The sequence below is a fragment of the Clostridium sardiniense genome (assembly GCF_050584765.1).
Lineage (GTDB): Bacteria > Bacillota > Clostridia > Clostridiales > Clostridiaceae > Clostridium > Clostridium sardiniense_A.
Genome location: NZ_JBNOOR010000008.1, coordinates 1 through 26,030 on the forward strand (window position 1 = coordinate 1; position 26,030 = coordinate 26,030).

Annotated in this window: 20 protein-coding genes; 17 read left to right on the forward strand and 3 right to left on the reverse strand. The window is 29.5% G+C overall.

Annotation, left to right across the window (positions count from 1 at the left end; translation table 11 throughout):
- The first annotated feature begins 448 nt into the window (after positions 1-448).
- The 3 genes from ACQPUW_RS16585 to ACQPUW_RS16595 all read left to right on the forward strand — a co-directional run bounded on the left by ACQPUW_RS16585 (position 449) and on the right by ACQPUW_RS16595 (position 1,757).
- Positions 449-592 carry a hypothetical protein gene (locus ACQPUW_RS16585; protein ID WP_430838571.1) on the forward strand — a complete coding sequence of 48 codons (144 nt, stop codon included), beginning with the start codon at positions 449-451 and terminating at the stop codon, positions 590-592.
- A 150-nt stretch (positions 593-742) separates the two neighbouring features.
- A complete protein-coding gene (locus ACQPUW_RS16590; protein WP_430838572.1) occupies positions 743-1,186 on the forward strand; it encodes a hypothetical protein in 444 nt (147 codons plus the stop codon).
- Between the two features lie 109 nt (positions 1,187-1,295).
- Entirely contained in the window at positions 1,296-1,757 is a 462-nt protein-coding gene (locus ACQPUW_RS16595) for a VanZ family protein (RefSeq protein WP_430838573.1), read from the forward strand.
- 25 nt (positions 1,758-1,782) lie between these two features.
- Here ACQPUW_RS16595 and ACQPUW_RS16600 read toward each other — a convergent pair whose 3' ends face one another.
- Complete coding sequence (locus tag ACQPUW_RS16600; RefSeq protein WP_430838574.1) at positions 1,783-3,225, reverse strand: DUF2334 domain-containing protein; 1,443 nt, start codon at positions 3,223-3,225, stop codon at positions 1,783-1,785.
- 327 nt (positions 3,226-3,552) lie between these two features.
- On the opposite strand from ACQPUW_RS16600, the gene ACQPUW_RS16605 reads away from it, so the two are divergent.
- The 3 genes from ACQPUW_RS16605 (at position 3,553) to ACQPUW_RS16615 (ending at position 8,661) form a co-directional block, all read left to right on the forward strand.
- Positions 3,553-5,088 (forward strand): AbgT family transporter, encoded by a 1,536-nt coding sequence (locus tag ACQPUW_RS16605; RefSeq protein WP_430838575.1) that lies wholly within the window; start codon positions 3,553-3,555, stop codon positions 5,086-5,088.
- 214 nt (positions 5,089-5,302) lie between these two features.
- Positions 5,303-6,742, forward strand: a complete 1,440-nt coding sequence (locus ACQPUW_RS16610) for a glycosyltransferase family 39 protein (RefSeq protein WP_430838576.1) — start codon at positions 5,303-5,305, stop codon at positions 6,740-6,742.
- Positions 6,743-6,837: 95 nt separating this feature from the next.
- Positions 6,838-8,661 carry an LTA synthase family protein gene (locus ACQPUW_RS16615; protein WP_430838577.1) on the forward strand — a complete coding sequence of 608 codons (1,824 nt, stop codon included), beginning with the start codon at positions 6,838-6,840 and terminating at the stop codon, positions 8,659-8,661.
- A 71-nt stretch (positions 8,662-8,732) separates the two neighbouring features.
- Here ACQPUW_RS16615 and treR read toward each other — a convergent pair whose 3' ends face one another.
- Complete coding sequence (gene treR, locus ACQPUW_RS16620) at positions 8,733-9,452, reverse strand: trehalose operon repressor (protein WP_430838578.1); 720 nt, start codon at positions 9,450-9,452, stop codon at positions 8,733-8,735.
- Positions 9,453-9,638: 186 nt separating this feature from the next.
- On the opposite strand from treR, the gene treP reads away from it, so the two are divergent.
- The 8 genes from treP (at position 9,639) to ACQPUW_RS16660 (ending at position 20,723) form a co-directional block, all read left to right on the forward strand.
- Positions 9,639-11,066 (forward strand): PTS system trehalose-specific EIIBC component, encoded by a 1,428-nt coding sequence (treP, locus tag ACQPUW_RS16625; protein ID WP_430838579.1) that lies wholly within the window; start codon positions 9,639-9,641, stop codon positions 11,064-11,066.
- A 73-nt stretch (positions 11,067-11,139) separates the two neighbouring features.
- Positions 11,140-12,804 carry an alpha,alpha-phosphotrehalase gene (gene treC / locus ACQPUW_RS16630; RefSeq protein WP_430838580.1) on the forward strand — a complete coding sequence of 555 codons (1,665 nt, stop codon included), beginning with the start codon at positions 11,140-11,142 and terminating at the stop codon, positions 12,802-12,804.
- A 405-nt stretch (positions 12,805-13,209) separates the two neighbouring features.
- Positions 13,210-14,220 carry a phosphodiester glycosidase family protein gene (locus ACQPUW_RS16635; protein ID WP_430838581.1) on the forward strand — a complete coding sequence of 337 codons (1,011 nt, stop codon included), beginning with the start codon at positions 13,210-13,212 and terminating at the stop codon, positions 14,218-14,220.
- Between the two features lie 13 nt (positions 14,221-14,233).
- Complete coding sequence (locus tag ACQPUW_RS16640) at positions 14,234-15,241, forward strand: hypothetical protein (RefSeq protein ID WP_430838582.1); 1,008 nt, start codon at positions 14,234-14,236, stop codon at positions 15,239-15,241.
- A 326-nt stretch (positions 15,242-15,567) separates the two neighbouring features.
- Positions 15,568-16,257 carry an MgtC/SapB family protein gene (locus ACQPUW_RS16645; protein WP_430838583.1) on the forward strand — a complete coding sequence of 230 codons (690 nt, stop codon included), beginning with the start codon at positions 15,568-15,570 and terminating at the stop codon, positions 16,255-16,257.
- Between the two features lie 814 nt (positions 16,258-17,071).
- Entirely contained in the window at positions 17,072-19,153 is a 2,082-nt protein-coding gene (gene fusA, locus ACQPUW_RS16650) for an elongation factor G (protein WP_430838584.1), read from the forward strand.
- A 258-nt stretch (positions 19,154-19,411) separates the two neighbouring features.
- Positions 19,412-19,648, forward strand: coding sequence for a hypothetical protein (locus ACQPUW_RS16655; protein WP_430838585.1), 237 nt, complete (start codon positions 19,412-19,414; stop codon positions 19,646-19,648).
- Between the two features lie 124 nt (positions 19,649-19,772).
- Positions 19,773-20,723, forward strand: coding sequence for an ROK family protein (locus ACQPUW_RS16660; RefSeq protein ID WP_430838586.1), 951 nt, complete (start codon positions 19,773-19,775; stop codon positions 20,721-20,723).
- A gap of 67 nt (positions 20,724-20,790) precedes the next feature.
- Here the strand turns inward: ACQPUW_RS16660 and ACQPUW_RS16665 are convergent, their stop codons facing one another.
- A complete protein-coding gene (locus ACQPUW_RS16665) occupies positions 20,791-22,437 on the reverse strand; it encodes a PTS transporter subunit EIIC (protein WP_430838587.1) in 1,647 nt (548 codons plus the stop codon).
- Positions 22,438-22,888: 451 nt separating this feature from the next.
- Between ACQPUW_RS16665 and licT the strand changes: the two genes are divergently transcribed.
- From licT to ACQPUW_RS16680, 3 genes are all read left to right on the forward strand, one after another.
- Positions 22,889-23,716 carry a BglG family transcription antiterminator LicT gene (licT, locus tag ACQPUW_RS16670; RefSeq protein WP_430838588.1) on the forward strand — a complete coding sequence of 276 codons (828 nt, stop codon included), beginning with the start codon at positions 22,889-22,891 and terminating at the stop codon, positions 23,714-23,716.
- Positions 23,717-23,735: 19 nt separating this feature from the next.
- On the forward strand, positions 23,736-24,359 hold the full coding sequence (locus ACQPUW_RS16675; protein WP_430838589.1) for a histidine phosphatase family protein: 624 nt from the start codon (positions 23,736-23,738) through the stop codon (positions 24,357-24,359).
- 396 nt (positions 24,360-24,755) lie between these two features.
- The gene (locus tag ACQPUW_RS16680) at positions 24,756-25,985 is read left to right on the forward strand and encodes a competence/damage-inducible protein A (protein WP_430838590.1); all 1,230 of its coding nucleotides are present in this window, start codon (positions 24,756-24,758) and stop codon (positions 25,983-25,985) included.
- The last annotated feature ends 45 nt before the right edge of the window (positions 25,986-26,030 follow it).

Genomic DNA, 26,030 nt, shown 5'->3' on the forward strand with positions numbered 1-26,030 from the left:
AGCACCTGCCTTGCACGCAGGGGGTCAAGAGTTCGAATCTCTTTATCTCCACCAAATAGGTGGAAAGCTATGAACTTGTGTTCATAGCTTTTTTTATTTTAAGAATTTTGAAAAGATTGTAATATTATATCTTCTATATAACTTTTATAATTAGTATCAACGAGTTTTATCACCATAAATTACATAATATGAATATTATTTATTATAAATAATAAAATAATTATATAAATTTTAATATATTGACTACAAAATGTAATAAAATGAAAAAATATTACTAAAGTTAATTATGTACAAGTCGTTAATGATTATATATAATTAATGTATAGAAATAATTAATTTGTATGGTTACGTTTTCAGAGGGTGGAACTAAAAGGTTATAAAGGCATATAATATAATAAGAATATATAAAATTAGAATCTTTTAAAGCTTAGGATGGGGAGTGTTTTTTTTGACAAAGATAGAGGAATTAAAGGAATGTCTTAAACAATTAAAGCTCGAAAAGCGAGAATTAATTTTAGCTGGAAAGAAAACTTCTAATATAGATATAAAGATTAAAGAAGTTGAAGAAGGTATTAATGAATTACAAAGATAGTGGATATAGTAATAAAGGTGTAGTTATGTAGAATAGAAATCTAACAAAAAATAGGTTAGATTTCTATTTTCTTTTTTTAGAATAATTACATCTACCCAGGAATATAATTACCTAGTAAGGTATAGTATTTATGATTGGGGAGATGGTAAAATGATTAGAACAGTTGTATGTCAGAAAGAAGGTTGTTCAGGAAATAAATTTCAAATTGAGACTATAGATAATAATATTCAAGCAACTTGTAGAGAATGTGGAAGCAAATATTTATATGAAGCAGGTAGCGATGGGTATGAAATTCTATCAACTTGTGTTTCATGCAAAAATGATACTTTTAAGCTATTTAGAGATATAAATGCTAATAAAATATATTGTAAGTGTTCAGAATGTGGAGATCCACCAGAAAGAATTTTTATAGATGCTGATGGTATACAAATACCATATGAAACAAAATTATTGCAAGATCTAAAGAATCATATGCATTCTATAGATCAAAGATTATGCAATTTAGATATTAAGATTGAGAATCTAGATCGTGGACAAAGTATTTTGGAAGAATCTCTAGCATATATAAACAAGTATATAGTAGAGCAAAGCTAAGCAGTATAATTATAGATATGCAGGTTTATAGATGAATGCAAAATTTACATTGATAGATTTATTATAGTATAATATATTCTATAACTATCGATGGGAGATTTTTTTCTAAATGAGTATTAAGTTAAAAAAAATAATAGCTTGGATTATTCTAATCGGTTGGATGATATTTATATTTTATATGTCAAATCAATCTGCAGATGTTTCAAATGGACAAAGTGATTTTGTATTAAGACTAGTGGAATCACTAGGAGTTAATATAAGTGCAAATTATGTTGATATAGCAATTACTATAATTAGAAAAGGAGCACATTTTACAGAGTATTTAATATTAAACTTATTATATTTTAATATGTTAAGATTCTATATAAGTAATAAAAAGGCGTTAATATATTCAATTCTCTTATCATTTCTTTATGCTTCAACTGATGAATTTCATCAAACATTTGTTGAAGGAAGAGCAGGGAGGCTTACTGATGTATTAATAGATACTTCAGGTGCTGCTACAGGGTCTATAGTAGCATTTATAATAATAAAAATAAAAGAGAGAAGAAAAGCAAAGATCTTTTATTAGATCTTTGCTTTTTCATTTAATATTTTTATTTAATATCTGTGACATTTATAGTTGAGTATCCATTTTTATTTAATGCATTAACTATTGATTTTATTAGAGAGTTATCTGCAAATTTTTCTGTAAATGTATTATTAGCATCGGATACGGTTATATAATCTAGTTCTAAAGTTGGATGATAGAATAGTGAAGCCAGCATATCTGGTCTTGGATTCTCAATATTCTTAATCATCGGTTTCGTATCATGATTCTGAACATAACTAAGTGGTGTTGGTATATATACATTCCCTTTATCAGTTTCCTTAAGAGCAGTATAATACAATACACTATATGGCTCATATAAATATTTAAAATATTCTTGTATAACATCTTTTTGTTTCCTAGTTGCTTGGTAATGAGGACTCTCAAAGAAATAAACAGGTATATTTAATTCATTTGCATTTTTAAGAGCACTTTCAATAACTGTTTTTGTTTCTTGCTCTGTTGGATTAAATTTACTTGATAATTCAATTCCTGATAAACTAGTACTATCACCTGCCTGATGAGTATATCCATGAAGCCCAATTTCTGCACCACTGTTTATCATATAATCTAACAGATTTACGAAGCCCACATTATTTATACATTGATTAGTTAATAGGTCGTTATCAAAGTTTATATCAGGCTCTTTATATCTAGGAACCCATGCTACATGAAATCTTATACCATTACTATATAAATAGTCTCCCATAGCTTTTAATTTAGTTTGATTTATATCCGTATATAAAGCTCCACCTGCTGAAAAATCTTCAAGTCTAATTAGTGCAGCCTTACCATCTTTTAATGGAGCTATTCCATTAGTGGCACGATTATAATTTGATTTTAATAATTTTACTGAGTTATCCTTAAAATCAAATACTGCTGTCAATGAAAATATGTACTCAATATCTGATATTGAGATATAATATTGATTTTCGTATTTTGGAAGCCATCCCCTTAAATCATATTTTTTACCGTTAATAATTGCTTCTTTTTCGGAAAAAATAATTTTTGAGTCTTTCTTTTCAAAGTTTAAAGGATTTTCTTTAGTAGAAGTATATCCAAAAATTTTAGTTACATAATCTAATGGAAGATAATATCTTTGTGATCTCAATAAAACTTGAATATCTTTCGGAACTTCTTTTCCTAAGATACTTATTTTTACATCATTAACTTTACTTAATTTAATATTATCTAGAGTATCTGATTGAGGATAAATGCCGTTATAATCTTTATGAGTAAGTTTACTTTCTGTTTCTCCATTCTTAATAATTGATTGAGTATAAATACTTTCATAATTTTCAGGAGTAATTTTACTTTCTACTTGTCCATTTTTAACATAAGTATCTCCTTGAAAGAAGCTAAAATAAAAGGCAATTCCATAACCTATAAGAATGACAAAAATAGCAATAGCACTATAAATAAGTCCTTTTTTTAGTTTTTTATTTTTCATATATTCTCCCCCGTTATTTGATGATAAATATATTTTATCATATGCAATACTTTATATCATAAAGCTGAAATAAAAATAAGGAAATGTTAAGGAAAAATATAGAAAATAAAATCGTTTAGTAAAATAAATTAGCATTTTTATATAGAATTATATCTTTTTTATATAAAACATAATGATTTAAGGCTTTTTATTAACAAAAAATTACCTAATTGTTAATAAAAATGTTGTTTTATTCAAGGAAATATTATATAATGTTCTCATATTAAAAACATATGTAGTTATTATAAGGACGAAATTATTAATATTTATTAAGGGGGAGGCTTATCAATGGAAAAGAAAGTGAAGAAAAAAGGATTTCTTAACATGGTTGAAAGAGTAGGAAATGGACTACCACATCCAGCTACTATTTTTGTTATATTATGCGCAATTATTATAGGGTTATCAGCTATTTTAGCTAATATGGGAGTAGGAGTTACATATACAGGATTAGATAGAGCCACAATGGAGATTAAAGAATTAACAGTAACAGTGCAGTCTCTTTTAACGCCAGAAGGAATCAGATATATGTTTGAAAGTGCTGTAAATAACTTTACAAGTTTTGCACCACTTGGAACAGTTTTAGTTGCATTGCTTGGAGTTGGTGTTGCAGAAGGGACAGGCCTTATAGCAACATTATTAAGAAAGCTTGTTACAAGTACTCCTAAGAGTTTAATTACAGTTGTTGTTGTTTTTGCAGGGATAGTTTCAAATATTGCATCAGATGCAGGATATGTTATTCTTATACCTTTAGGAGCAGTTGTATTTTTAAGCTTTAAAAGACATCCACTTGCAGGGATTGCTGCAGCATTCGCAGGTGTATCAGGTGGATTTAGTGCAAATATTATCTTTGGACCAACAGATGCATTACTTGCTGGTATAACTCAAGAGTCAGCACAAATGGTTCAGGCTGGATATGAAGTAGGTATAGCTTCAAACTGGTATTTTTTAATTGCATCAACTATCTTAATCACAATTGTAGGTACTATAATTACAGAAAAAGTTGTAGAACCAAGACTTGGGCCATATAAAGGAAAGAAATTAGTTGAAGATATAACAGATATTAGTCCAGAAGAAAAAAGAGGATTAAAATTTGCTGGGATTGCATTACTTTTATTTGTAATATTTATGGCATTACTTGTTGTTCCAGAGTGGGGACCACTTAGAAATCCAGAAACAGGAGAAATATTAAAATCACCTTTCATGGACTCAATGGTAACAATAATTGCTATGGCATTCTTTATACCAGGAGTTGCGTTTGGAATTGGTAAGAGAGATATAACAAACGATAAGCAAGTAATCAATTTAATGGGTAAAAGTATGGCGTCAATGGGAGGATACATAGTATTAGTATTCTTCGCAGCTCAATTTGTTGCTTATTTTAACCATACAAATATAGGTACTGTTATTGCAGTAAAGGGAGCAGATTTCCTAGGAAATGCAAATATAACTGGAATACCTCTAATATTAGGATTTATAGCAGTTGCAGCATTTATAAACTTATTTATGGGTTCAGCATCAGCAAAATGGGCTATTATGGCACCAGTATTTGTACCTATGTTTATGGAACTTGGAAATTCTCCAGAGCTTATTCAAATGGCATACAGAATTGGTGATTCAACTACTAATATAATTTCACCACTTATGACATACTTTGCATTAATAGTTGCATTCGCAGAAGTTTATGATGAAGATATGGGAATAGGAACATTAATTTCAACAATGGTTCCATATTCAGTTGCATTCCTAGTATCATGGTCAGCTCTATTAATTATTTGGCTTGTATTAGGGTTACCACTTGGACCAGGTGCAGGATTATTCATGTAATGAAAGTCTTTTTAACATTATAAAGATTAAATAAAAGAGTAGAAGACATTTAAGTCTTCTACTCTTTTTTATAATACTTAAAATTTTATTAAAATGACTATAAGTTTTACAAAGTGTGTATGCAGTACGCCAAAAGCTATTAATATTGTGATACAATGATATTTGTAAAATTCTGTAGTTAAGAATATTTACTATAATTTAGGAGGAATTTATAATGGAAATGAAAAAGTTTAGAAATGGTTTTACAAGCTTCGTTACCATAGCGTTAAAGCCATTAATACTTATTTTGGTTCTTGCAGCAATAGGTAGTTTAAAGGTCTATTATAAAGGATTAGATTTATCAACTGCAATTTCAATTGCACTATATGGAATAAGTATTGTATTAGGATATTTTTTAATAAAGACTAGATATCTTACAAACAAAAGTAAAATAATAATAGTTTTATTATGGGGATTTTTATTGAGGTTATTATGGCTTATAAATGTGAAATCAGTGCCGGTATCAGATTTTAATACTATGTATGAAACTGCAAAAGCAGTATTAGAAGGTAACTATGGTATGTTATGGGGTACAGGGTACATAGCAAGATTTCCTCATTTAACTGTAATGGTTATGTATATGGCACTTATGCTTAAAATTTTCCCAAATGCGATTTTAGCAATGAAAGTCGTTAATTTAATAATGGGTGTAGTCGTAATTTATTTAATTTACCTAATACTTAAAGAAGTATTTGAAAAGAGAGAGTATGCAATAATTGGGGGACTAATTGCGGCAGTTTTTCCACCTCTTATAACATATACTGGTGTATTGTGTACAGAAAATTTAGCTATACCATTTTACTTAGGTAGTATATATGTATTTCTTCTAGCATGTAAGAAGAAAGTTCATCCAGCTATGTTTATTTTAGCAGGCGTACTTTTATCAATTGGAAACTTATTTAGAATGGTTGCAGTAGTAACTGTAATAGCATTTGTTATGTATATAATCATATATACAAATAATACTGTAAAAGATAAAATAAAGTATGTACTTATGGTAGTAATATCATTTATATTAGTATTAGGAATAGCTAGCACAACTTTAAGAGCATTAAAAATTACTGAAAATAACCTATGGAGAGGTTCAGAACCATCAATTACTAATGTGCTTAAAGGTACAAATGTAGAGTATGGTGGAAGATGGAATCCAGATGATGCAGCAATTCCAGAAATGTATAACTTTAATTACGATGATATACAAAATGCATGTAAGGATATTATATTTGAAAGACTTACAACTACGCCTATTTCAACACTGTCAGAATTCTATATAGGTAAATATGCAATTCAGTGGAGTGAAGGTGATTTAAGTGGTGTATTCTGGTCACAGCTTAATGTTCCGGAAGAGGATATAATAGTTAATTTTGATATTGGAGGAAAAGAGATTTTCCAATTCGTTTATGCATTAATAATGATACTTGTGTTTATAGGATTGTTTAATAAAAAGAGATTTAAAAATAATCCAGAAATAAACTTATTTTATATAACATTCTGCGGATATGGAGTAACTTACTTGGTTACAGAGATGCAATCAAGATATTCATATATAGTATGTTGGTTATTTATAATATTAGCAGTATCTGGTGTAGAAAAAATAAAAGAGTGGCTTAGCTAATTTAAAAATTATAAATTGGAGATATTTAAAAGATATATTTAAAACTTTATTTTATAAGACAAGAGAAGTAGGATGAAATAGGTGAAGGTAAAATTATGAAATTTAAAAAGGCATGTGATATTTTTAGGAAAATAAGTAATCAAACTATAATTAAAATTGCTGTGGTACTTATGCTTATAATAAAGACAGTGTCATTTATGGCTATAGGCGCTTCAAATACAGGAAGAACATTTATTGGATGGGGAGTTCATGTAGATATAGAATTAATATTTGCACATATAGCATTTATAACAATATTGGTTATTCCAGCATTTTTCTTTAAGGGTAAAAGACAGCTTAGCTATCTAATAGTAATAGATGTTTTATATTCATTATTATTATTAGCAGATCTTTGGTACTATAGAGCAAATAGAGATTATTTGGGTCTTAGACATATATTCTTTAGAGAAATGTTTAATCCATTAAAACAAAGTCTGGTAAACCCAGATATATTAGACCTACTGTTTATAATAGATATACCAATTTTTATAATAATAAGAAATAAAGCAAAGTGTATAAATAATTATAAGAAAAATGTAAAGCTAGCAATTGGTGGGATAGTTGCTTGCATTGCTGCTATATATGGAACTCACTACTTAATTGATGTAAAAGATATTACTGATGGTAGAGTATCATATATGAGTACTGAGTGGTCACCATTTGCTATGATGCACAATGCTTCTCCAATAGGATATCATATATACGAGGCAGCAGTAGCATTAGACAAAAAGAATATGAAACCAAATGAAGATCAGATGAAACAAGTTGATGAATGGCTTAAATGGAATAATCAAAAATTACCTGATAATGAATATAAGGGAATGTTTAAGGGAAAAAATGTTATATTCATGCAAATAGAGTCATTAGAAAACTTTGTAATAGGACAGAAAGTATATGGGCAAGAGATAACTCCAAATTTGAATAAGCTTATGAATAAATCATTTTACTTTGATAATATATATGAGCAAAATAATGCGGGAAATAGTATTGATTGCGATATGATGGTTAACTCAGGATTATTAACATTAGGTGATAATATCACCTTCTTAACTAATGCTGATGTTAAATATCCTGCTCTTCCAAGAATACTTAGGAAAAATGGATATACTGCAGTATCTACACATGCTGAAAGAGCTGGTGATTGGAATTGGTCTGAAGCTCACAGTAACGCATTAGGATATGAAGGAATGTGGGATGTAGATTCCTATAATACAGATGATTTCTTTGGAATGGGACTTTCAGATAGATCATTCTATGATCAATATGCAGATAAACTTAAGACATTAAAAGAACCTTTCTTTTCAATGATTCCTACTTTATCAAGTCATGGACCATTTGATTTACCTGATGAATATAGAAAATTAAAGCTTCCAAAAGAAATTGATGAGAGCAAGCTTGGTGGATATTTCCAAAGTGTTCATTATGCAGATGAGCAAATAGGTTTCTTTATGAATAAGTTAGAAAAACTTGGACTTTTAGATAATACTGTACTTGTTATATATGGAGATCACACAGGAGTCCATAAATACTATAATGATGAAATTCAAAACTTACCTCTCGAAGGAGATTGGTGGAAAAAAGTAGACCATAAAATACCACTATTTATTTATGGAAAAGGGATAAAGGGAGAGACTCTAAATGTACCAGGGGGACAAACTGATATAGCACCTACAATTCTTTATCTTTTAGGAATAGATACTGATGCTAAGTTTATGGGAAGAAATCTCTTAAATACAAATAGAGATGCTACTGTAATTAAAGGAAGTGTAGTAGTTGGTAATCCTACTCCAGAAGAAAAAGAAAAGTTAGAAGAGGCATATCAAATAGCTGATTATATAATAAAGAATAAGTATTTCGAAAATAGAGGTTTAGTTGATTAGCACAATAAGGCTTATATAATATATTTAGAAAATAAAAAGTAGTATAAGGGTAAACCCTTTATACTACTTTTTTAGCTATTAGACCTACGTGCAAATGTAGTAAATGTAAATTTATCAGGTCTATGATGAGATTCTGTATATTCAAACAGAGTACCATCATCTAAGTATGCAAAATTTTTGATTATTGCCACTAAATCATTATTTCCTAAATCAATATATTCTCTATCTAGAGAAGTTGCTGGTTCTACAGACACTAATTTTTGAGCACCTGCTATTTTAATGTTTGAATCCTCTTCTAGGAACTTATATATTGAGCCAGAAGCCATTTCTTTAGTTAATCCCAAAACTGTATCAAGTAAAAAATAATTTATATCTAAGATTACATTTTCATCATTTATATTTCTGACTCTTAGAATATGTAGAACTTTACTTCCAGTAGGAAAGCAAGTCTTTTTTGATAATTTATCATCTACAATCAATTCCTCAAATAATGGAACGTTGGTTATAAACTTAATACTATTATTTTTAGATGCTTCTTTAAAACTCTGAAGTCCTCCAACTAAAAATTTAAAAGGTTTATTTTCTATAACAAATACACCTTTTCCATGAACACTTGTTGTAAGCCCATCAGTAGCTAACATATCTATTGCTCTTCTAACTGTATTTCTACTTACAGAAAATCTAGATGTAAGTTCGCTTTCTGAAGGTAATTTCTCCCCAGCTTTAAAATTCTCATTTAATATATTTTCTTTAAGATAGTTATATACATCTAAGTATTTACTTTTAGACATAATTGTCTCCTTTCAAAATATTTCTGTAAGTATATTATATACATTTTTTTACTAGGAGTCATTAGATTTTAATAACTTGTTCAAACAAGTGTTGACAAACTTGTTTGAACAAGTTATTATAAAAATATAAATAATGGTCAAACGTTTACAACGTGAAAGAAAACGTTATATAAAAGGAGGATACAAATGGGAGTATATAGAAAAGAAGCCGAAAAAGTTTTAGAACTAGTTGGTGGAAAAGAAAATATAGTTAGTGCTTCTCACTGTGTTACAAGATTAAGACTTGTATTAAAGGATCAATCTAAAGCGAAACCTAAAGAAATTGAGAAGTTAGATACTGTAAAAGGTACATTTACAAATGCAGGTCAGTTTCAGATCGTAATAGGAAATAAAGTAGGAGAATTCTTTAATGATTTTACTGAAGCAGGAAATATTGAGGCCGTTTCAAAAGAAGAAAGTAAGAAGGTAGCACAAGAAAATATGAATATTGTTCAGCGTATAGTAAGTGGACTTGCTGAAATATTTATACCACTTCTTCCTGCTATTATAACTGGGGGTCTTATACTTGGATTTAGAAACATTATTGGTGACTTAGCTATATTTGGAGATGGAACTCAAACATTAATTCAATTGCATCCTGTACTTGGAGAAGTTCATAGCTTTTTATGGGTAATAGGAGAAGCTATATTCCACTTCTTGCCTGTAGGTGTTACTTGGTCAACTGTTAAGAAGTTTGGTGGATCTGAGATACTTGGTATAGTACTTGGAATATGTTTAGTATCACCACAATTACTAAATGCTTACGGCTATGCAGAGGCAGCTGCAAAAGGAGCTATTCCTTTCTGGGATTTTGGAGTTATTACAATAGACAAAGTTGGTTATCAAGCGCAAGTAATACCAGCTATCCTTGCAGGTATTACATTATCAAAGATAGAACTTACAATAAAGAAATATATACCAGATGTATTAAAAATGATTATAGTACCATTTGTTGCAATAATAGTTACAGTACTTCTTTCTTATATAATAATAGGGCCAGTATCACGTGAAATAGGTGATGGTATAGCAATGGTATTTACATACCTTTTAACTGGACCATTTAAAATATTTGGAGCTATAATTTTCGGACTTTTATATGCACCGCTTGTAATAACTGGGCTTCACCATACATTCTTAGCTGTAGATTTACAACTTATTGCTAATAATGGAGGAACAATGATATGGCCTTTAATTGCATTAAGTAATATAGCACAAGGCTCAGCTGCAATGGCTATGGTTATATTGTATAAGAGGGACTCAAAGATAAAATCAATAGCACTTTCATCAGGAATATCAGCTTGGCTTGGTGTTACAGAACCAGCAATGTTTGGTGTGAACTTAAAGTTTAAATATCCATTCTATGCAGCTATCATAGGTTCAGCATCAGCATCAGTAGTATCAATAATGACAGGAGTACTTGCAAACTCAATTGGTGTTGGAGGGCTTCCAGCATTCTTAGCAATACAACCTAGCCATTGGATAACATATATGATATCTATGGGAGTTGCAGTAGTAGTACCATTCATATTAACATTTATATTCTACAAAAGGGATCAAATTAAAAATAATAGATAGATAATCTAAAACTTGAAGGGATTGCACTAATAGTATGCAATTCCTTTAAGTAATATTAGGAGGAGAAATTATAATGAATAATTGGTGGAAAAAAGCTACGGTATATCAAATATATCCAAAGAGCTTTAATGATAGTAATGGTGATGGAATTGGAGATATTAAAGGAATTATAGAAAAATTAGATTATTTAAAGAACTTAGGAGTAGAAGTAGTTTGGCTTACTCCAATATATGTGTCTCCACAAAATGATAATGGATATGATATAGCTGATTATTACAATATAGATTCTTTGTTTGGAACAATGGAAGACTTTGAGATGCTACTTGATGAAGCTCATAAAAGAGGGTTAAAGATAATAATGGATATGGTAGTCAATCACACATCTACAGAGCATAAATGGTTTAAAGAAGCTATAAAAGGCGAAGATAATCCATATCATGATTTCTATATATGGAAAAAAGGAAAAGATGGAGAGCCACCAACAAATTGGATATCAAAATTTGGTGGATCAGCTTGGAAGTATGCTGAAAGCTTAGATAAATACTATCTTCACTTATTCGATGTAACTCAAGCGGATTTAAATTGGGAAAATAAAATTTTAAGAGAAGAAATTTATAAGATGATGAGATTTTGGATGGATAAAGGTGTTGATGGGTTTAGGCTTGATGTTGTAAACTTACTATCTAAAGATCAAAGATTCTTAAATGATACTTTAGAAGATGCAAACCATGATGGTAGAAGATTCTATACAGATGGACCTAAAATTCATGAGTATTTAAGAGAAATGAATGAAGAGGTATTTTCTAAGTATGATGATTCGATGACTGTAGGTGAAATGTCATCAACAACAATAGATAATTGTATTAAATATACAAAACCATCAAGAAAAGAATTAACTATGACATTTAGCTTCCATCATCTAAAGGTAGATTATTTAAATGGCGAGAAGTGGAGTTTAATGGATTTTGACTTTAAAAAGCTAAAGGATATATTATTTGATTGGCAAGTAGGAATGGAAGAAGGGGATGGGTGGAATGCATTATTTTGGTGTAACCATGATCAACCAAGAGTATTATCAAGATTTGGTGATGATAAGGACTTCCATGAAAAGAGCGGGAAAATGCTAGCAACTGCTATACATTTAATGAGAGGAACACCTTATATATATCAAGGTGAAGAGATTGGAATGACAAATCCAAACTTTGAAAGTATAGATGAATACAGAGATGTTGAATCTATAAATGCATTTAAAGAGCTTAATGGGAAAGGTTATGATGAGAATATGGTATTAGATATTCTTAAATCTAAATCAAGAGATAATTCTCGTACTCCAGTGCAGTGGAATGGAGAGGCAAATAGCGGGTTTACTAAGGGAACACCTTGGATAAATATATCAAAGAATTATAAAGATATAAATGTAGAGAAAAACTTAAATGATGATAAATCTATATACAATTACTATAAAGATTTAGTAAATTTAAGAAAACATCATGAGATAATTAGTGAGGGTGAGATTGTACCTTTATTAAAAGGTAGTGATAGCATATTAGCTTACGAGAGGGTACTTGGAGATAAAAAGCTTATTGTTTTATGTAATTTCTATGGGACTGAATCTAAAGTTTCATTATCTAACTACAATTTAGAAAATAGCAAGATATTAATAAGTAACTATGATGATAGTAAAATATCAGAAGTTATAAATTTAAGACCATATGAAAGCTTAGCTATATATTTATAAATAAAAAGTCTAGAGATTAAAATCTAGGCTTTTGTTATTTATTAGGCTTCTTTTTGAAATACGTTTTCACCTAATTATTTTCTACATATATATTAAATGTTTTCAAAAAAAGATAATAATACAATATTTTACATAAAATTATAAAAAATCTAAAAAGATAGGAAAATATTAAAAAAAACATAAATTTTTACAGGATTAATTGACAAAATTCGGATATTGTAATTTAATTATATATGTTTTATAAAAATAAGGGGTTATAGTAAATTTACTGTTATATTTCCGTGAAAATTTAGTTTTTATGATTGATTATATGGAATATACTTAAGTAGAGATGTTTATTTAAACCTTAAAATAATATATAATAATAAAATGTATTTTTAAAAAATTTTGTTTGGGAGAGTTTTAATGAAGAACAAAAGAGTAAAGAATAAAAGAAAAAAATGGAAAAGGGTTGTTGCATTTCTAGTTTTTGAATTAGTTTTTACTGCAATTACAGCACCATTTGTATTACTTTATGGACCTTTTGATAATGCAAAAAGAATATATGTTGGTTCAGCTATGACTACTTTTAACCATCAATATTTAGCTACAATGTTTTTATCAAAGGAAAGAATTGATAAAATACTCAATTCTTCTAGTACTCAAAATGAAAATCTGGGTATTAAAAACAATAATTCAGTAGTTCAAGTAAATGCAAAACATGACGACACAATAGAACTTTATAAATTTGAAAACTCAAAATATAATGGACATATGTTAGTAATTAAAGATCCTAAGAGAGTAAAGGTTGCTTATACGAGTAGTATGTATAAGAAAGGTGAAACAACTTCAGAGATGGCTATACAAAATAATGCTGTAGCTGCTATAAATGGAGGAGCTTTTGTAGATACTTCTAGTAGTTCAAATTGGACAGGCAATGGAGGTACACCTACAGGTGTTATAATTTCTGGTGGAAAATTAATTTTTTCTGATTTAAAATCAAATGATACAAAAACTGAATGTATGGCAATTACAAAAGAAGGTAAAATGCTTGCAGGTAAATACTCTATAAATGAGCTTAAAGCATTAGATGTTCAAGAAGCTGTTAGTTTTAAACCTACTTTAATTAAAGATGGTATGCCAACTCCATTAGAAGGATCAGATGGGGCAAGAGGTATAGCACCAAGAACAGCAATAGGACAGAGAGCTGATGGATCCATAGTAATGATGGTTATTGACGGTAGAGACTTGGTTGGAGGTCTAGGATGTACAATGACTGAGCTTCAATCTCTTATGCTTACAAAAGGAGAATGCGTAACTGCCATTAATTTAGATGGAGGAAAATCATCTACAATGTATTTAAAGGGACAAGTTATAAATGATGTATCTAATGGACTTGGAGAAAGATATATCGCATCCTCAATTATAGTAAAATAACAAAGGAGAAGCTATGAAGAAATTAAAGATGATATTATCTTGGATAGCAGTATCACTTATATTACAGTGTAGTGTTCTATTTTTCCTGGATAAGTTTTATTTTAAAGATAATACTGATGTTAATATGCAGCAAGTAGCAATAAACAATAATCAGACTAATCAAAATATGCATGTAGCAATACCAGCTAATGCAGAAGATATTAAGGTATCTTACGATGGTAGATATGTAAGCTATTATGAAAATTATTCGCTAGAGATATGTGATACTGCTACTGGAGATGTAAAGCCATTACAAGATTCACAGGATAAAGCTATATTAAGGTCTGTTTGGCTACAAGATAGAAATATGTTACTTACTTTAGAAATAGAGGATAATGAAATAGTATTATATAACTATGATACTCAAAAGGGAGTTAATGAAAAAATAGTTGATATTTGTACATATAGTTCTAAATATAAGGATTTTGATATACAAGCTTCAACAATTACAGGGGTCACATATGTCAAGGTAAACAATGCTATTTATAGAGTAGATATAAACCAAAACTTTGCAACTGATGTACCTCTAAATGTAAAAAGCTTAGGCAGTGTTTCAATAATGCCAACTAAGGATAGATTAGTCTATACCGCTAAAAATGGAACTATAGTTCATATGACTCAGCCTAATGAAAGAATACCTATAAATACTAAAGAGCCAATAGATATCTTAGGAATAGATGAAGATGGTTATATGTATCTTGGAGAGCTTAAAGGTGATTTAGTAAATGGAATAGTTAAAAAGAACTTAGAAGATATAAATTCTAAGAGTGAGAAAATAGCTTTAGATAAGCCAGTTAATAAAAAGGATATTTTTATTAATGGTAAAGGAGATATATATGTAAACTATTCTGATAAAGGAATAGTGAAGAATATTAAATCTTCAAAGGAAACAAAGTATAAGGGTAAGTTCGTTTCTTACTATAATAATGGAGTAGCTAGTATATTAGACGGAAAATACTATAAAACTACATTTTCTAAATAATAAAAAGGAAAGGGTATTAAATTAGCCCTTTCCTTTTTTATATATTTATTTAAATTTTAACGAAAAATTATAATCGTTCATCGAAATATTTTTTTATAATTATAGTTAAATAATAAATAAATGAAAATAATATGGAGTTTAATTGAAAGTGCTTTGGTTGGATGTTATACTTAATACAAAATTTAAGCTAGACAGAGATTTAGATATAGTCCTCTTGAGATTGCTATATAGCAATATTTGAGTGGGCTTTTTTGAAATTTAATTTAATAAAGGTAAGGAGAGAAAGGAGGATTTTTACTTATTATAAGATAGTAAAATATAGAGATATGGAAAATGTATTAGATTTTCTTCTAAGGATATTGGTGGCTGGTATTTTAGCTGGATTAATCGGATTAGATAGAGAAATGAATTCTAAAGAAGCTGGACTTAGGACACACTTCTTGGTAGGGGTCGGGAGTGCGCTTTTTATGATTATATCAAAATATGGGTTTAGTGATATTATAGCATTAAACAATGTAGGATTAGATCCAAGTAGAATTGCAGCACAAGTTGTTAGTGGAATCAGCTTTCTTGGAGCAGGGACAATACTTTTAGAAAAGAGATTTATAAAAGGTCTTACAACAGCAGCTGGAATATGGGCGACAGCAGCTATAGGACTAGCTATAGGAGCAGGAATGTATGAGGTAGGTATTTTTACTACTCTTATAGTATTTGTTATTCTTAAATTTTCACAAAAATTTTTAGATTTACATTTTTTAAAAAAGGTTCAAGGATCAAAATTATTTAATGTAAGTATAAAGATGTCTAAGTACCCAGATAACAAAATAGGTGAGGTATTATCAGATGAGAATTATACATTGTCTTCATTTAAGACAGATAAAAGTCTAGAGAATTCAATATGTATATATAATATTCATTTTATTATTAAAGCTAAAAAAGAAGAATCATCATTAGATTTAGCTAAGAAGTTAAATGATATTGATGATGTTATGTCTGTAGAGATAGAAAATATGTAGTTAAGTATAAAAGTATATGATATATGCATTTATATGTTTAAGTCTAAGATTAAAAGATATATATTAAATAAAAGCAGAGAATTTAAATTCTCTGCTTTTATTTAATTACACTTGCTCTAGGTACGTTATTAAACTTGATATAATGCTTATACTGAGTACTATGTAAAATGATGGTAGCTGTTTATTTTTATAATAAATATAAGAATAAAATAGTATGAAGCTAGGAACTACAATTTGAATTATGCAAAATATGCTATAACAATGAATTAAACTAAAAATGATAGTACCTAAGAATAAGACTTGCTTTTTAGTAAGATTTATCCTAAAAAGAAATCTTATTATAATAGCTTGAATGCAAGTGTGAAGGAGAGGTAATAAGATCACATTAAATAGAATATTAGATAAGGTATTAGAATAGTTAGAAAAATTGCAGAATACACCTATATCTATGATATGTTCTTCGTAAAGTAGCGATATTAATATAAATGGTAGATATAAAAACCAATTTAAAGATACCATAAATATAATATAAACAATATCATTTAAGCCATCTAATCTCTCCCTTAGATTATTAGTTAACTCAAAAAAAATATGACATTCCCCCTTTATAGAAATCTATTAATTTTATCATGAAATAGAATATTAAGAGATATTTGGATGGAAATGTTAACTAAAAATTTATACATATAATTATATTAAACTATAAGTCTAAAATAGCCTAAACCTTCATAAAAATTAATATGAGAGTTTTTGAAAGGTGGGTGAAGGGGAAACGCAATTGTATATTATCAATTGAAGAATATCCTCATAATATATGAAAAATTATAATATAAAAAATTTAAGGAATATTGGATTTATAGGACATGGTGCAACTGGAAAGACTTCTTTAGTTGAAGGATTATTATACAATGGAAAAGTAATTACAAGACTAGGAAAAATAGAAGATGGAACCACAGTATCAGACTTTGATGAGGAGGAGAAACGTAGAGGTATATCACTTTCTACATCAATTTCACCTTTAGAATGGAAAGATACGAAAATAAATTTAGTTGATATACCAGGGTACTTTGATTTTGTAGGTGAAAGTATTCAAGGGATGAGAGCAGTTGATGTTGGGATTATAGTTACATGTGCAGTATCAGGTGTACAAGTTGGTACTGAAAAAGCATGGGATTATTGTAATAAAATAAAACTACCAAGAGCCTTCTTTATAAATAAATTAGATAGAGAAAACTCAAGTTTTGATAAAACTTTAAAAGAGCTTAAAGAGAAATTTGGTATAAGTGTAGTACCAATTCAGTATCCAATAGGAGAAGAAAATGATTTTAGGGGAGTAATAAATGTAATATCGAAAAGAGCTAGACTATATGACCTTAAAACTAAAAAAATAGAAGAGATAGAAATCCCAGAAAATTTAATAGAGAAGATAGATGAATGTAAAGAAATGATAATGGAAGCAGTTGCTGAGACTGATGAAGAATTATTAGATAAATATTTCTCTGATGGAACATTAAGTGATGAGGAGATATATAAAGGCTTAATAAACGGTTGTAGCACAGGAGAGATAGCACCTGTAATGTGTGGAAGTGCTGTTAAAGCAATAGGTATGAATTGTTGTCTAGAAGACATAGTTGAGTGTTTTCCATCACCAGAGTTATCACTTGCACAAAAGGCTATAAATGAAAAAGGAGAAGAAGAGTATATTTGTCTTTCAGAAGATGGACCTTTTTCTGCATTAGTATTTAAAACAATAGCAGATCCATTTGTAGGTAAGATTTCATTATTTAGAGTTATTACAGGGCGACTTAAAAATGATATGCCTGTAATAAATACAACTAAAGATAAGAGAGAAAAATTATCTAATATATTCTTTATGAGAGGGAAAAATCAAATTCTAGCAGATGAAATAGTAGCTGGAGATATTGGAGCAGTTTCGAAGCTGCAGTTTACTGGCACAGGAGATACTCTTGCAGATCCAAGTTTTAAGGTAATATATGATAAGTTAAATTTCCCAGAACCTATAATGTCCATGGCAGTCTTACCTAAAGCAAAAGGGGATGAAGAAAAGATATCTATTGCATTAAATAAATTATTAGAAGAAGATCCAACATTTGAAGTAAAGCGTGATACGGAAAACGCAGAACTTATAGTATCAGGAATTGGAGAAACTCATCTAGAAGTTATAGCATGTAAAATAAAAAATAAATTTGGGGTAGATGTATTACTTAGAGAACCAAAGGTACCATATAGAGAAACTATAAAGGGAAGCGCTGATGTTCAAGGAAAGCATAAAAAACAATCCGGTGGGCATGGACAATATGGAGATGTAAAAATAAAATTTGAGAGAAGATATGATGGTAATGATGAATTAGAGTTTGTAGATCAAGTTGTTGGAGGGGCCGTTCCAAGAAACTTTATACCAGCAGTAGAAAAAGGACTTAAGGATTGTATAAAGCGTGGAGTATTGGCAGGATATCCTGTGATAGGTCTTAAAGCAACACTTCATGATGGTTCATATCACCCTGTAGATTCATCAGAAATGGCATTTAAGATAGCTACATCAATTGCCTATAAAAAAGGACTTGAGGCAGCAACACCAATACTTTTAGAGCCTATAATGAAAGTTGATATAATAATACCAGATGAATATATGGGGGATGTTATAGGCGATATGAATAAAAAGCGTGGAAGAATTATTGGAATGGAACCAGAAAAAAATGGGCAAAGGGTAGTTTGTGAGGTTCCTTTAGCAGAGATGTTTAATTATGCTACTGATTTAAGGTCAATTACTCAAGCTAGAGGTGAATATAAAATGTCCTTTGAAAGATATGAGGAAGTTCCTCAGAGTGAGGCTAATAAAATAATTGAAAAGATAAATAGTGAAAGAGAAGATTAATTTCAAAATATTACTAGGACTTATGTCCTAGTAATATTTTTTTATTATATGGATAAAAATAATAATTATTAAGGGAAATGAAGGAATAATAAAGAAACAATATCAATTTTATAGCTTATATACCATAAATGGAATTAAAACAACAATAAGAACAAAATTTTTAATAATTTATGTAAAACTACATATAATAATTATATAAAAATAAATTAATAATTGTATAGAAAGCCGTATTTTGCTTTGATTGGAGGAATAGAACTTATGTCTGATTATAGAATGGATATACGAGGAAGTATTGGGTTAAGTGAATATAGTAATATCTATGATTATTTATGTATAGTTGATAAAGAGGATAAGTTTACAATATCAATAGATAAAGAGAATAAAGACAGTGTAGGCACAATAAGTTCAATGCTACAAGATAACAGGTTCATTGTTGATAATCAAGGGGTGGATAATCAAGGAAATTATGTTATAAATGCTCATAAAAACGATTAAGAACAATAAATTGGTTAAATTAATTATAATAAGGACTTTATTATTTCTATAAATATATTAAAATAGAATAGTAAGTCCTATTTTTATGGAATGATACAATACATGATAAGTGATGGAGGATTATATGAATAAGTATGTAGTTGGTGTAGATTTAGGTGGTACTAAAATAAGTACTGCTCTAGCAGATTTTGAAGGAAATGTTTTATCACAAAGCATAATTCCAACAAATGCACACGAAGGGGAAGAAAGAGTTCTAGAAAGAATAATTAAAAGTATTCAATCTGTAATGAGTGAAGGAGATGCTAATTTAGAAGATATAAAGGCAATTGGTATAGGATCACCGGGACCTTTAGATTCAAAAAAGGGGATAATAATTACTACTCCAAATTTACCATTTAATAACTTTAACTTAGTAAGACCATTAAAAGAGAAATTTAATGTTCCAGTATTCTTAGATAATGATGCTAATGTTGCAGCTATTGGAGAATATATGCTTGGTGCAGGTAAAGGTAAAAAGAACATGGTTTACTTCACAGTAAGTACTGGTGTAGGTGGAGGAGCAATTGTTGATGGTAACATATGCAGAGGAAATACATCAAATGCTTTAGAAATTGGTCATACAACTGTTTCACCATTTGGACCAAGATGTAATTGCGGAAACATAGGATGTTTAGAAGCTTTATCATCAGGAACAGCTATAGGTAAGAGAGGTCAAGAAGCTGTAAATAGCAAAGTTGAAACCTCACTTAAGAGATATGATAAGGTTACATCATATGAAGTATTTAAAGAAGCAGCAAATGGTGATGAAGTTGCAAAAGACATAATAGATAATGCGTTAACTTTCTTAGGAATAGGTATAGCTAATGCAATTGCAATTTTTGATCCTGAAATGATAGTTATTGGAGGAGGAGTATCAAAAGCTGGAGATATAGTTTTTGAGAAAGTTCGTGAAGTTGTTAAGAAGAGATGCTTTAAAGCAATGGCAGAAAGCTGCCAAATAGTACCTGCTGGTCTTGGAACAGATGCCGGTGTTGTAGGTGCTGTTGCATTAGCACTTTTAGAATTAGATAAATAGTAACAAAAAAACTGTAGCTAGATTTAGCTACAGTTTTTTTGTTTATATTGGATTAATTATAATTTAATTAGTTATTACCTAAAATAGTGTTTATTTCGTTTTTATAAGAGTTTGCTTTAGCACCGAAAATAGCTTGTATTCCATTTCCTACTTCAACAACTCCAGCAGCACCTAAATCTTTAAGGGCTTGCTTATCAACTTTTGCTTTATCTTTAACTTCAACTCTAAGTCTTGTGATACAAGCGTCAACACTTACTATATTTGATTCTCCGCCTAAAGCTTCTAAAACGTGAGGAGCTTTTTCTACAATTTCATCACCTGATGAAGTTGCTTGGAAATCTTTCTTAGTGAATAGTTTAGTGTCTTTTTCATCAGCATCTCTACCTGGAGTCTTTAAGTTGAATTTCTTAATCATGAATGTGAATAAGAAGTAGTAAACAACTGCATATACTAGACCAACTAATACAATCATGAACCACTTAGTTGGAACTCCTGCACCAGCTGGAAGTAAACCAAATAGTGAGAAATCTATAAATCCACCAGAGAAAGTCATACCTACAAATACGTTAAGTACATCCATTAACATGAATGATAGACCTGCAAGTAAACAGTGAACTCCGTATAATACTGGAGCAACAAATAAGAATGTAAATTCTAAAGGCTCAGTTATACCAGTTAAGAATGAAGTTACAGCAGCAGCTAGTAAAAGTGATCCTACAACTTTTCTCTTAGTTGGGTGTGCACATTTATACATTGCAAATGCAGCAGCTGGAAGTCCAAACATCATGAATGGGAATTTACCAGCCATGAATCTTGTAGTTCCCGCAACTATATTACTCATAGTATCTGCTGAAGCACCAACTAAATCAGTCATGCTTGATAATTGAGCGAAGTATGCAGTGTTAGCACCTGCGATAACTTGTTGAGTTCCATCTATAATAACGTTAGCTTCAACGAATGATCCGAACCAGAATGGAGTATAGAATACATGGTGTAATCCAAATGGAATTAATGCTCTTTCAATTACTCCGTAGAAGAAAGTACCTATTGCACCAGCATTTTTAACTAGCTCTGCAATAACTGAAATACCGTTTTGTACTACTGGCCATGCAAATGCAAGTACTGCACCAACTAAAGCCATAACTAAAGCTGTGATTATAGGAACAAATCTTGATCCTGAGAAGAATCCAATAACTTGTGGTAATTCTATGTTATAGAATTTGTTATGTAATATAGAAGTAACAATACCTGTTATAATACCTCCAAACACTGACATGTTAAGAGTAAATATACCAACATTAGTAGTAACGTATGTTCCGAATTCTCCAACGTTATCAGGAGTAACAACACCTAGTTGAGTATATCCTAATGCAAGAAGTGTTGAAACAACTTGGTTCATAACGATGAATCCAAATACTGAAGCAAGTGCTGCTGTTCCCTTGTCTTTATTAGCAAGTCCAACTGCGACCCCAACAGCGAATAATATTGGAAGGTTACCAAAGATGATATCCCCTATATTTTTCATTATAGTTAAAATAGCTGTAACTACTGGAATATTAACAAATGCAATTAATGGTTCATAAACAGCTGGTGGGTTATTAAGTCCTGAAATACCTAGTAATGCACCACCGATACCTAGTAAAATACCTGCAATTGGTAGAGCGGCTATTGGAAGCATGATCGCTTTACCGATTCTTTGAAGTGTCTGTAACATATATAAGTCCTCCTTAAATAATATGTAAAAATATAATTTAAAATTGCTTTTTAAGACTTTTTTAGAAATAAAAAAGACTTAAATATTTATAAACCTTTATGATGATATAAGAACGTATGTAATACGGACTATGTCATCTTAGATTTACATATATTTAAGTCTTGCCTAATGAAATAGTAGCAATCCCTCGATTTTTACTAAATGATAAAAAGTTCTCTGATTTGCCTAATCTAATAGTAACAAATCGTAGCTGTTAAGCTCAAGTAAATGTTATCATGATAAAAAAAAGATGTCAATATAAAAGTTAAAAATATTTTAATTTTTTGAATAAAATGATAATATTATATGTATGGAATGAAGATTATAAGTAGTTGTATAATTAATATGTTCTTTAAATATATAACTAAAATTGGAATATTGAGTAAAACTTATGAAGAGGGGTTTAAAATATATGATTATTAATAAGATTCTTAATAATAATGTTGTGACGGTTATATTAAATGGAGAAGAAGCTGTTGTAATGGGAAGAGGGATTGGATTTCAAAAAAAATCTGGTGAATCAATTGATGAAGAAAAAATAGAAAAAATTTTTAAAATGGAAAATGAAAAGAGTAGTGAGAAATTCAAACAATTAATGCTTGAAACACCTCCTGAGTATTTAAGTATGACAAAGGAAATTGTTGCTATAGCAGAAAGAGAATTAGGGATTGAACTTGGTGAATTAATATATATACTACTAACTGACCATTTATCATTTGCTGTCATAAGAGCGAAAGAAAATATAAGCATAGAAAATCCTATGCTATGGGAAATAAAAAGTCTTTATAAAAAAGAGTTTAAAGTTGGGTCAGAGGGAGTTAAAATAGTAGAGAAATATACTGGAGTAAGGCTAAGCGAAGATGAAGCAGGATTTATAGCCTTACATATATTAAATTCAGCATTAAATGAAGATATGTATAATACTATGAATATTACAGTTCTTACAAATAAACTTCTTAATATTATAAAGAAATATTTTGATATAAAATTTGATGAAGAGTCATTAGACTACACAAGACTTTTAACACATCTAAAATTCTTTGCACAAAGAATTTTTAAGAGAGAGCAAGTTGAAGAGGAAGATGTAGAACTTTACGAAATAATTTCAAATAGATATCCAGAGGAAAGAAAATGTATTGATAAAATTGAACAATATATAAATAAGCAATTTAGTTATAATTTATCAAAACAAGAGATAATTTATCTTATTATGCACATAAGAAGATTTAGAAAAAACTAGAGAATTAGGAGATGTAAAGATGACAACAATATATTTAACAAGACATGGTCAAACAGAATGGAATTTAGAAAAGAGACTTCAAGGTCATGGTAATTCACCATTAACTGAATTTGGACTTAATAGAGCAAAAGAATTATCTAAAAGAATTAAAGAAATTGATATAGATACAATATATACAAGCCCTATAGAAAGAGCATATAAAACTGCACACATAGTAAAAGGTGATAAAGACATAGAAGTTAAAGTTCATGAAGGACTAAAAGAAATGAACTTTGGTGATTATGAAGGCAAGATAACAGAAGAAGTAATGAAGGAGAATCCAGATTGGGATATAAGCGCTATAATGAGAGGAAACTTAGATATGCGTGCACCAAATGGAGAAACATTGGGAGAAGTTCGTGAAAGAGTGAACTCTGCTATGAGAGAAATTATAAAAGAAAATGAAGATAAAAATATACTAATAGTTGCACATGGAATAACATTAAAGGCTATAATGGCATTTTTTAATGATCAAGAAGCAAATAATGAAGTTATGGAACAAGCATCTCTTACAAAAGTTATTGTAGATGGTGAAAACTTTAATATAGAATTTAAAAATGATGGAAGCCATTTTACAGCTAAAGAGGAAAAGCAAGGCTGGTAAAATAATTCGTGAATAAAAGAAGCTATGAATGCATATGTTATTGTATGAAGAGATAAGTTGTTATTAAGGGAAGATGAATAAATTCTCTTCTCTCATACATAATTATAAAATGCTTAACACTCTAATTAAGCATTTTATAAGTTACCCATGCAATAAACTCTGTGTAATGAGAGGAAGGATTTTTTATATAAACTATCCCTGAGTTCTCCTTTGTGCTCAGGGATAGCAACATAAAAAATTGCATTCAACTTATGATGATTAGGATGATAGTGTATCTTTACAAAAGGTTAACTATCATCCTTATTGTTTTTGGGAAAAATAGTATATAATAAAATATATGTATATGGAAAATATAGAAATGAGTTAAATAAAATTAATTAAGTGAGAAGGGATATTATGAAGTGTGAAATAATAGCAGTAGGTACAGAGGTTATTTTAGGAGATATCTTAAATTCAAACTCTCAATATCTTGCAAAGGAACTAGCTAATTTAGGAGTAGATGTTTATTATCATGAAGCAGTTGGAGATAATAAGGAAAGAATACTAGATTGTTTTAAAAGATCTTTAGATAGAAGTGATATCATAATTACAACTGGTGGCCTTGGACCAACTAAAGATGATATGACAAAGGAACTTGCAGCTGAATTCTTTGGAATGGATATGTGTCTTCATGAGGAGAGCCTACAAAAAATAAAAGATTACTTTAAGAAAATGGGAAGAGAATTTGTAAAAAGTAATGAAAAACAGGCATATTTTCCTAAGGAAGCTATTATATTAGATAATGAAAATGGAACAGCCCCAGGTGCTATATTTGAAAAAAATGATAAGACTATAATAGTCTTACCTGGACCTCCAAAAGAAATGGAGCCAATGTTTAAAAATCATGTAAGAAAATACTTAGAAAAGCGTACTGGAGATACTATAGTATCAGAGGTTCTAAGAGTATTTGGTATAGGAGAAAGCTCAGCAGAGAAAAAATTACAGGACTTAATTGATAATGGCAAAAATCCTACAATAGCACCTTATGCTAAAGAAGGTGAAGTTATATTTAGAATAACTGCAAAAGCTAAAAGCGAAGAAGAAGCTAAACAATTAATCAAGCCATTAAAAGATGAAGTTTATAGTAGACTAGGAGATGCGGTATACAATACTGGAGATACTACCCTTCAAGATACTGTAGCTGAAATGTTAGTTAACAAAGATATGACAATAGGAGTTAGTGAATCATGCACTGGTGGTCTATTATCATCAAAGCTTATAGAGTATCCAGGTATATCAAAAGTTTTCCTTGAAGGTGCTGTTACTTACTCTAATGAAGCTAAAATGAGAACTCTTAATGTAAAGAAAGAGACATTAGAAAAGTTCGGTGCTGTAAGTCATGAGACTGCAAAAGAAATGGCGGAAGGAATAGCAAAAAGAGCCGGTGCTAGAATTGGAGTATCAACTACTGGAATAGCAGGACCAACAGGAGGAACAGAAGAAAAACCTGTAGGACTTGTGTATTTTGGTATATATGTAGATGGGGAAGTTAAATCTTATAAACATATATTTACTGGAGATAGAAATTCAGTTAGAAATAGAGCAAGTATGACAGCTCTAGATATAATAAGAAGAAGCTTGTTATAAAAATTAATGTAAATGACATTGAAAGATAGAAAATATATTGAGGGA

What these genes read in the sequence shown, in the direction of transcription:
- ACQPUW_RS16590 (WP_430838572.1), top strand. Translation starts at nt 743, where the DNA reads ATGATTAGAACAGTTGTATGTCAGAAAGAAGGTTGTTCAGGAAATAAA.
- ACQPUW_RS16595 (WP_430838573.1), top strand. Translation starts at nt 1,296, where the DNA reads ATGAGTATTAAGTTAAAAAAAATAATAGCTTGGATTATTCTAATCGGT.
- ACQPUW_RS16600 (WP_430838574.1), bottom strand. Translation starts at nt 3,225, where the DNA reads ATGAAAAATAAAAAACTAAAAAAAGGACTTATTTATAGTGCTATTGCT.
- ACQPUW_RS16605 (WP_430838575.1), top strand. Translation starts at nt 3,553, where the DNA reads ATGGAAAAGAAAGTGAAGAAAAAAGGATTTCTTAACATGGTTGAAAGA.
- ACQPUW_RS16610 (WP_430838576.1), top strand. Translation starts at nt 5,303, where the DNA reads ATGGAAATGAAAAAGTTTAGAAATGGTTTTACAAGCTTCGTTACCATA.
- ACQPUW_RS16615 (WP_430838577.1), top strand. Translation starts at nt 6,838, where the DNA reads ATGAAATTTAAAAAGGCATGTGATATTTTTAGGAAAATAAGTAATCAA.
- treR (WP_430838578.1), bottom strand. Translation starts at nt 9,452, where the DNA reads ATGTCTAAAAGTAAATACTTAGATGTATATAACTATCTTAAAGAAAAT.
- treP (WP_430838579.1), top strand. Translation starts at nt 9,639, where the DNA reads ATGGGAGTATATAGAAAAGAAGCCGAAAAAGTTTTAGAACTAGTTGGT.
- treC (WP_430838580.1), top strand. Translation starts at nt 11,140, where the DNA reads ATGAATAATTGGTGGAAAAAAGCTACGGTATATCAAATATATCCAAAG.
- ACQPUW_RS16635 (WP_430838581.1), top strand. Translation starts at nt 13,210, where the DNA reads ATGAAGAACAAAAGAGTAAAGAATAAAAGAAAAAAATGGAAAAGGGTT.
- ACQPUW_RS16640 (WP_430838582.1), top strand. Translation starts at nt 14,234, where the DNA reads ATGAAGAAATTAAAGATGATATTATCTTGGATAGCAGTATCACTTATA.
- ACQPUW_RS16645 (WP_430838583.1), top strand. Translation starts at nt 15,568, where the DNA reads ATGGAAAATGTATTAGATTTTCTTCTAAGGATATTGGTGGCTGGTATT.
- fusA (WP_430838584.1), top strand. Translation starts at nt 17,072, where the DNA reads ATGAAAAATTATAATATAAAAAATTTAAGGAATATTGGATTTATAGGA.
- ACQPUW_RS16655 (WP_430838585.1), top strand. Translation starts at nt 19,412, where the DNA reads ATGTCTGATTATAGAATGGATATACGAGGAAGTATTGGGTTAAGTGAA.
- ACQPUW_RS16660 (WP_430838586.1), top strand. Translation starts at nt 19,773, where the DNA reads ATGAATAAGTATGTAGTTGGTGTAGATTTAGGTGGTACTAAAATAAGT.
- ACQPUW_RS16665 (WP_430838587.1), bottom strand. Translation starts at nt 22,437, where the DNA reads ATGTTACAGACACTTCAAAGAATCGGTAAAGCGATCATGCTTCCAATA.
- licT (WP_430838588.1), top strand. Translation starts at nt 22,889, where the DNA reads ATGATTATTAATAAGATTCTTAATAATAATGTTGTGACGGTTATATTA.
- ACQPUW_RS16675 (WP_430838589.1), top strand. Translation starts at nt 23,736, where the DNA reads ATGACAACAATATATTTAACAAGACATGGTCAAACAGAATGGAATTTA.
- ACQPUW_RS16680 (WP_430838590.1), top strand. Translation starts at nt 24,756, where the DNA reads ATGAAGTGTGAAATAATAGCAGTAGGTACAGAGGTTATTTTAGGAGAT.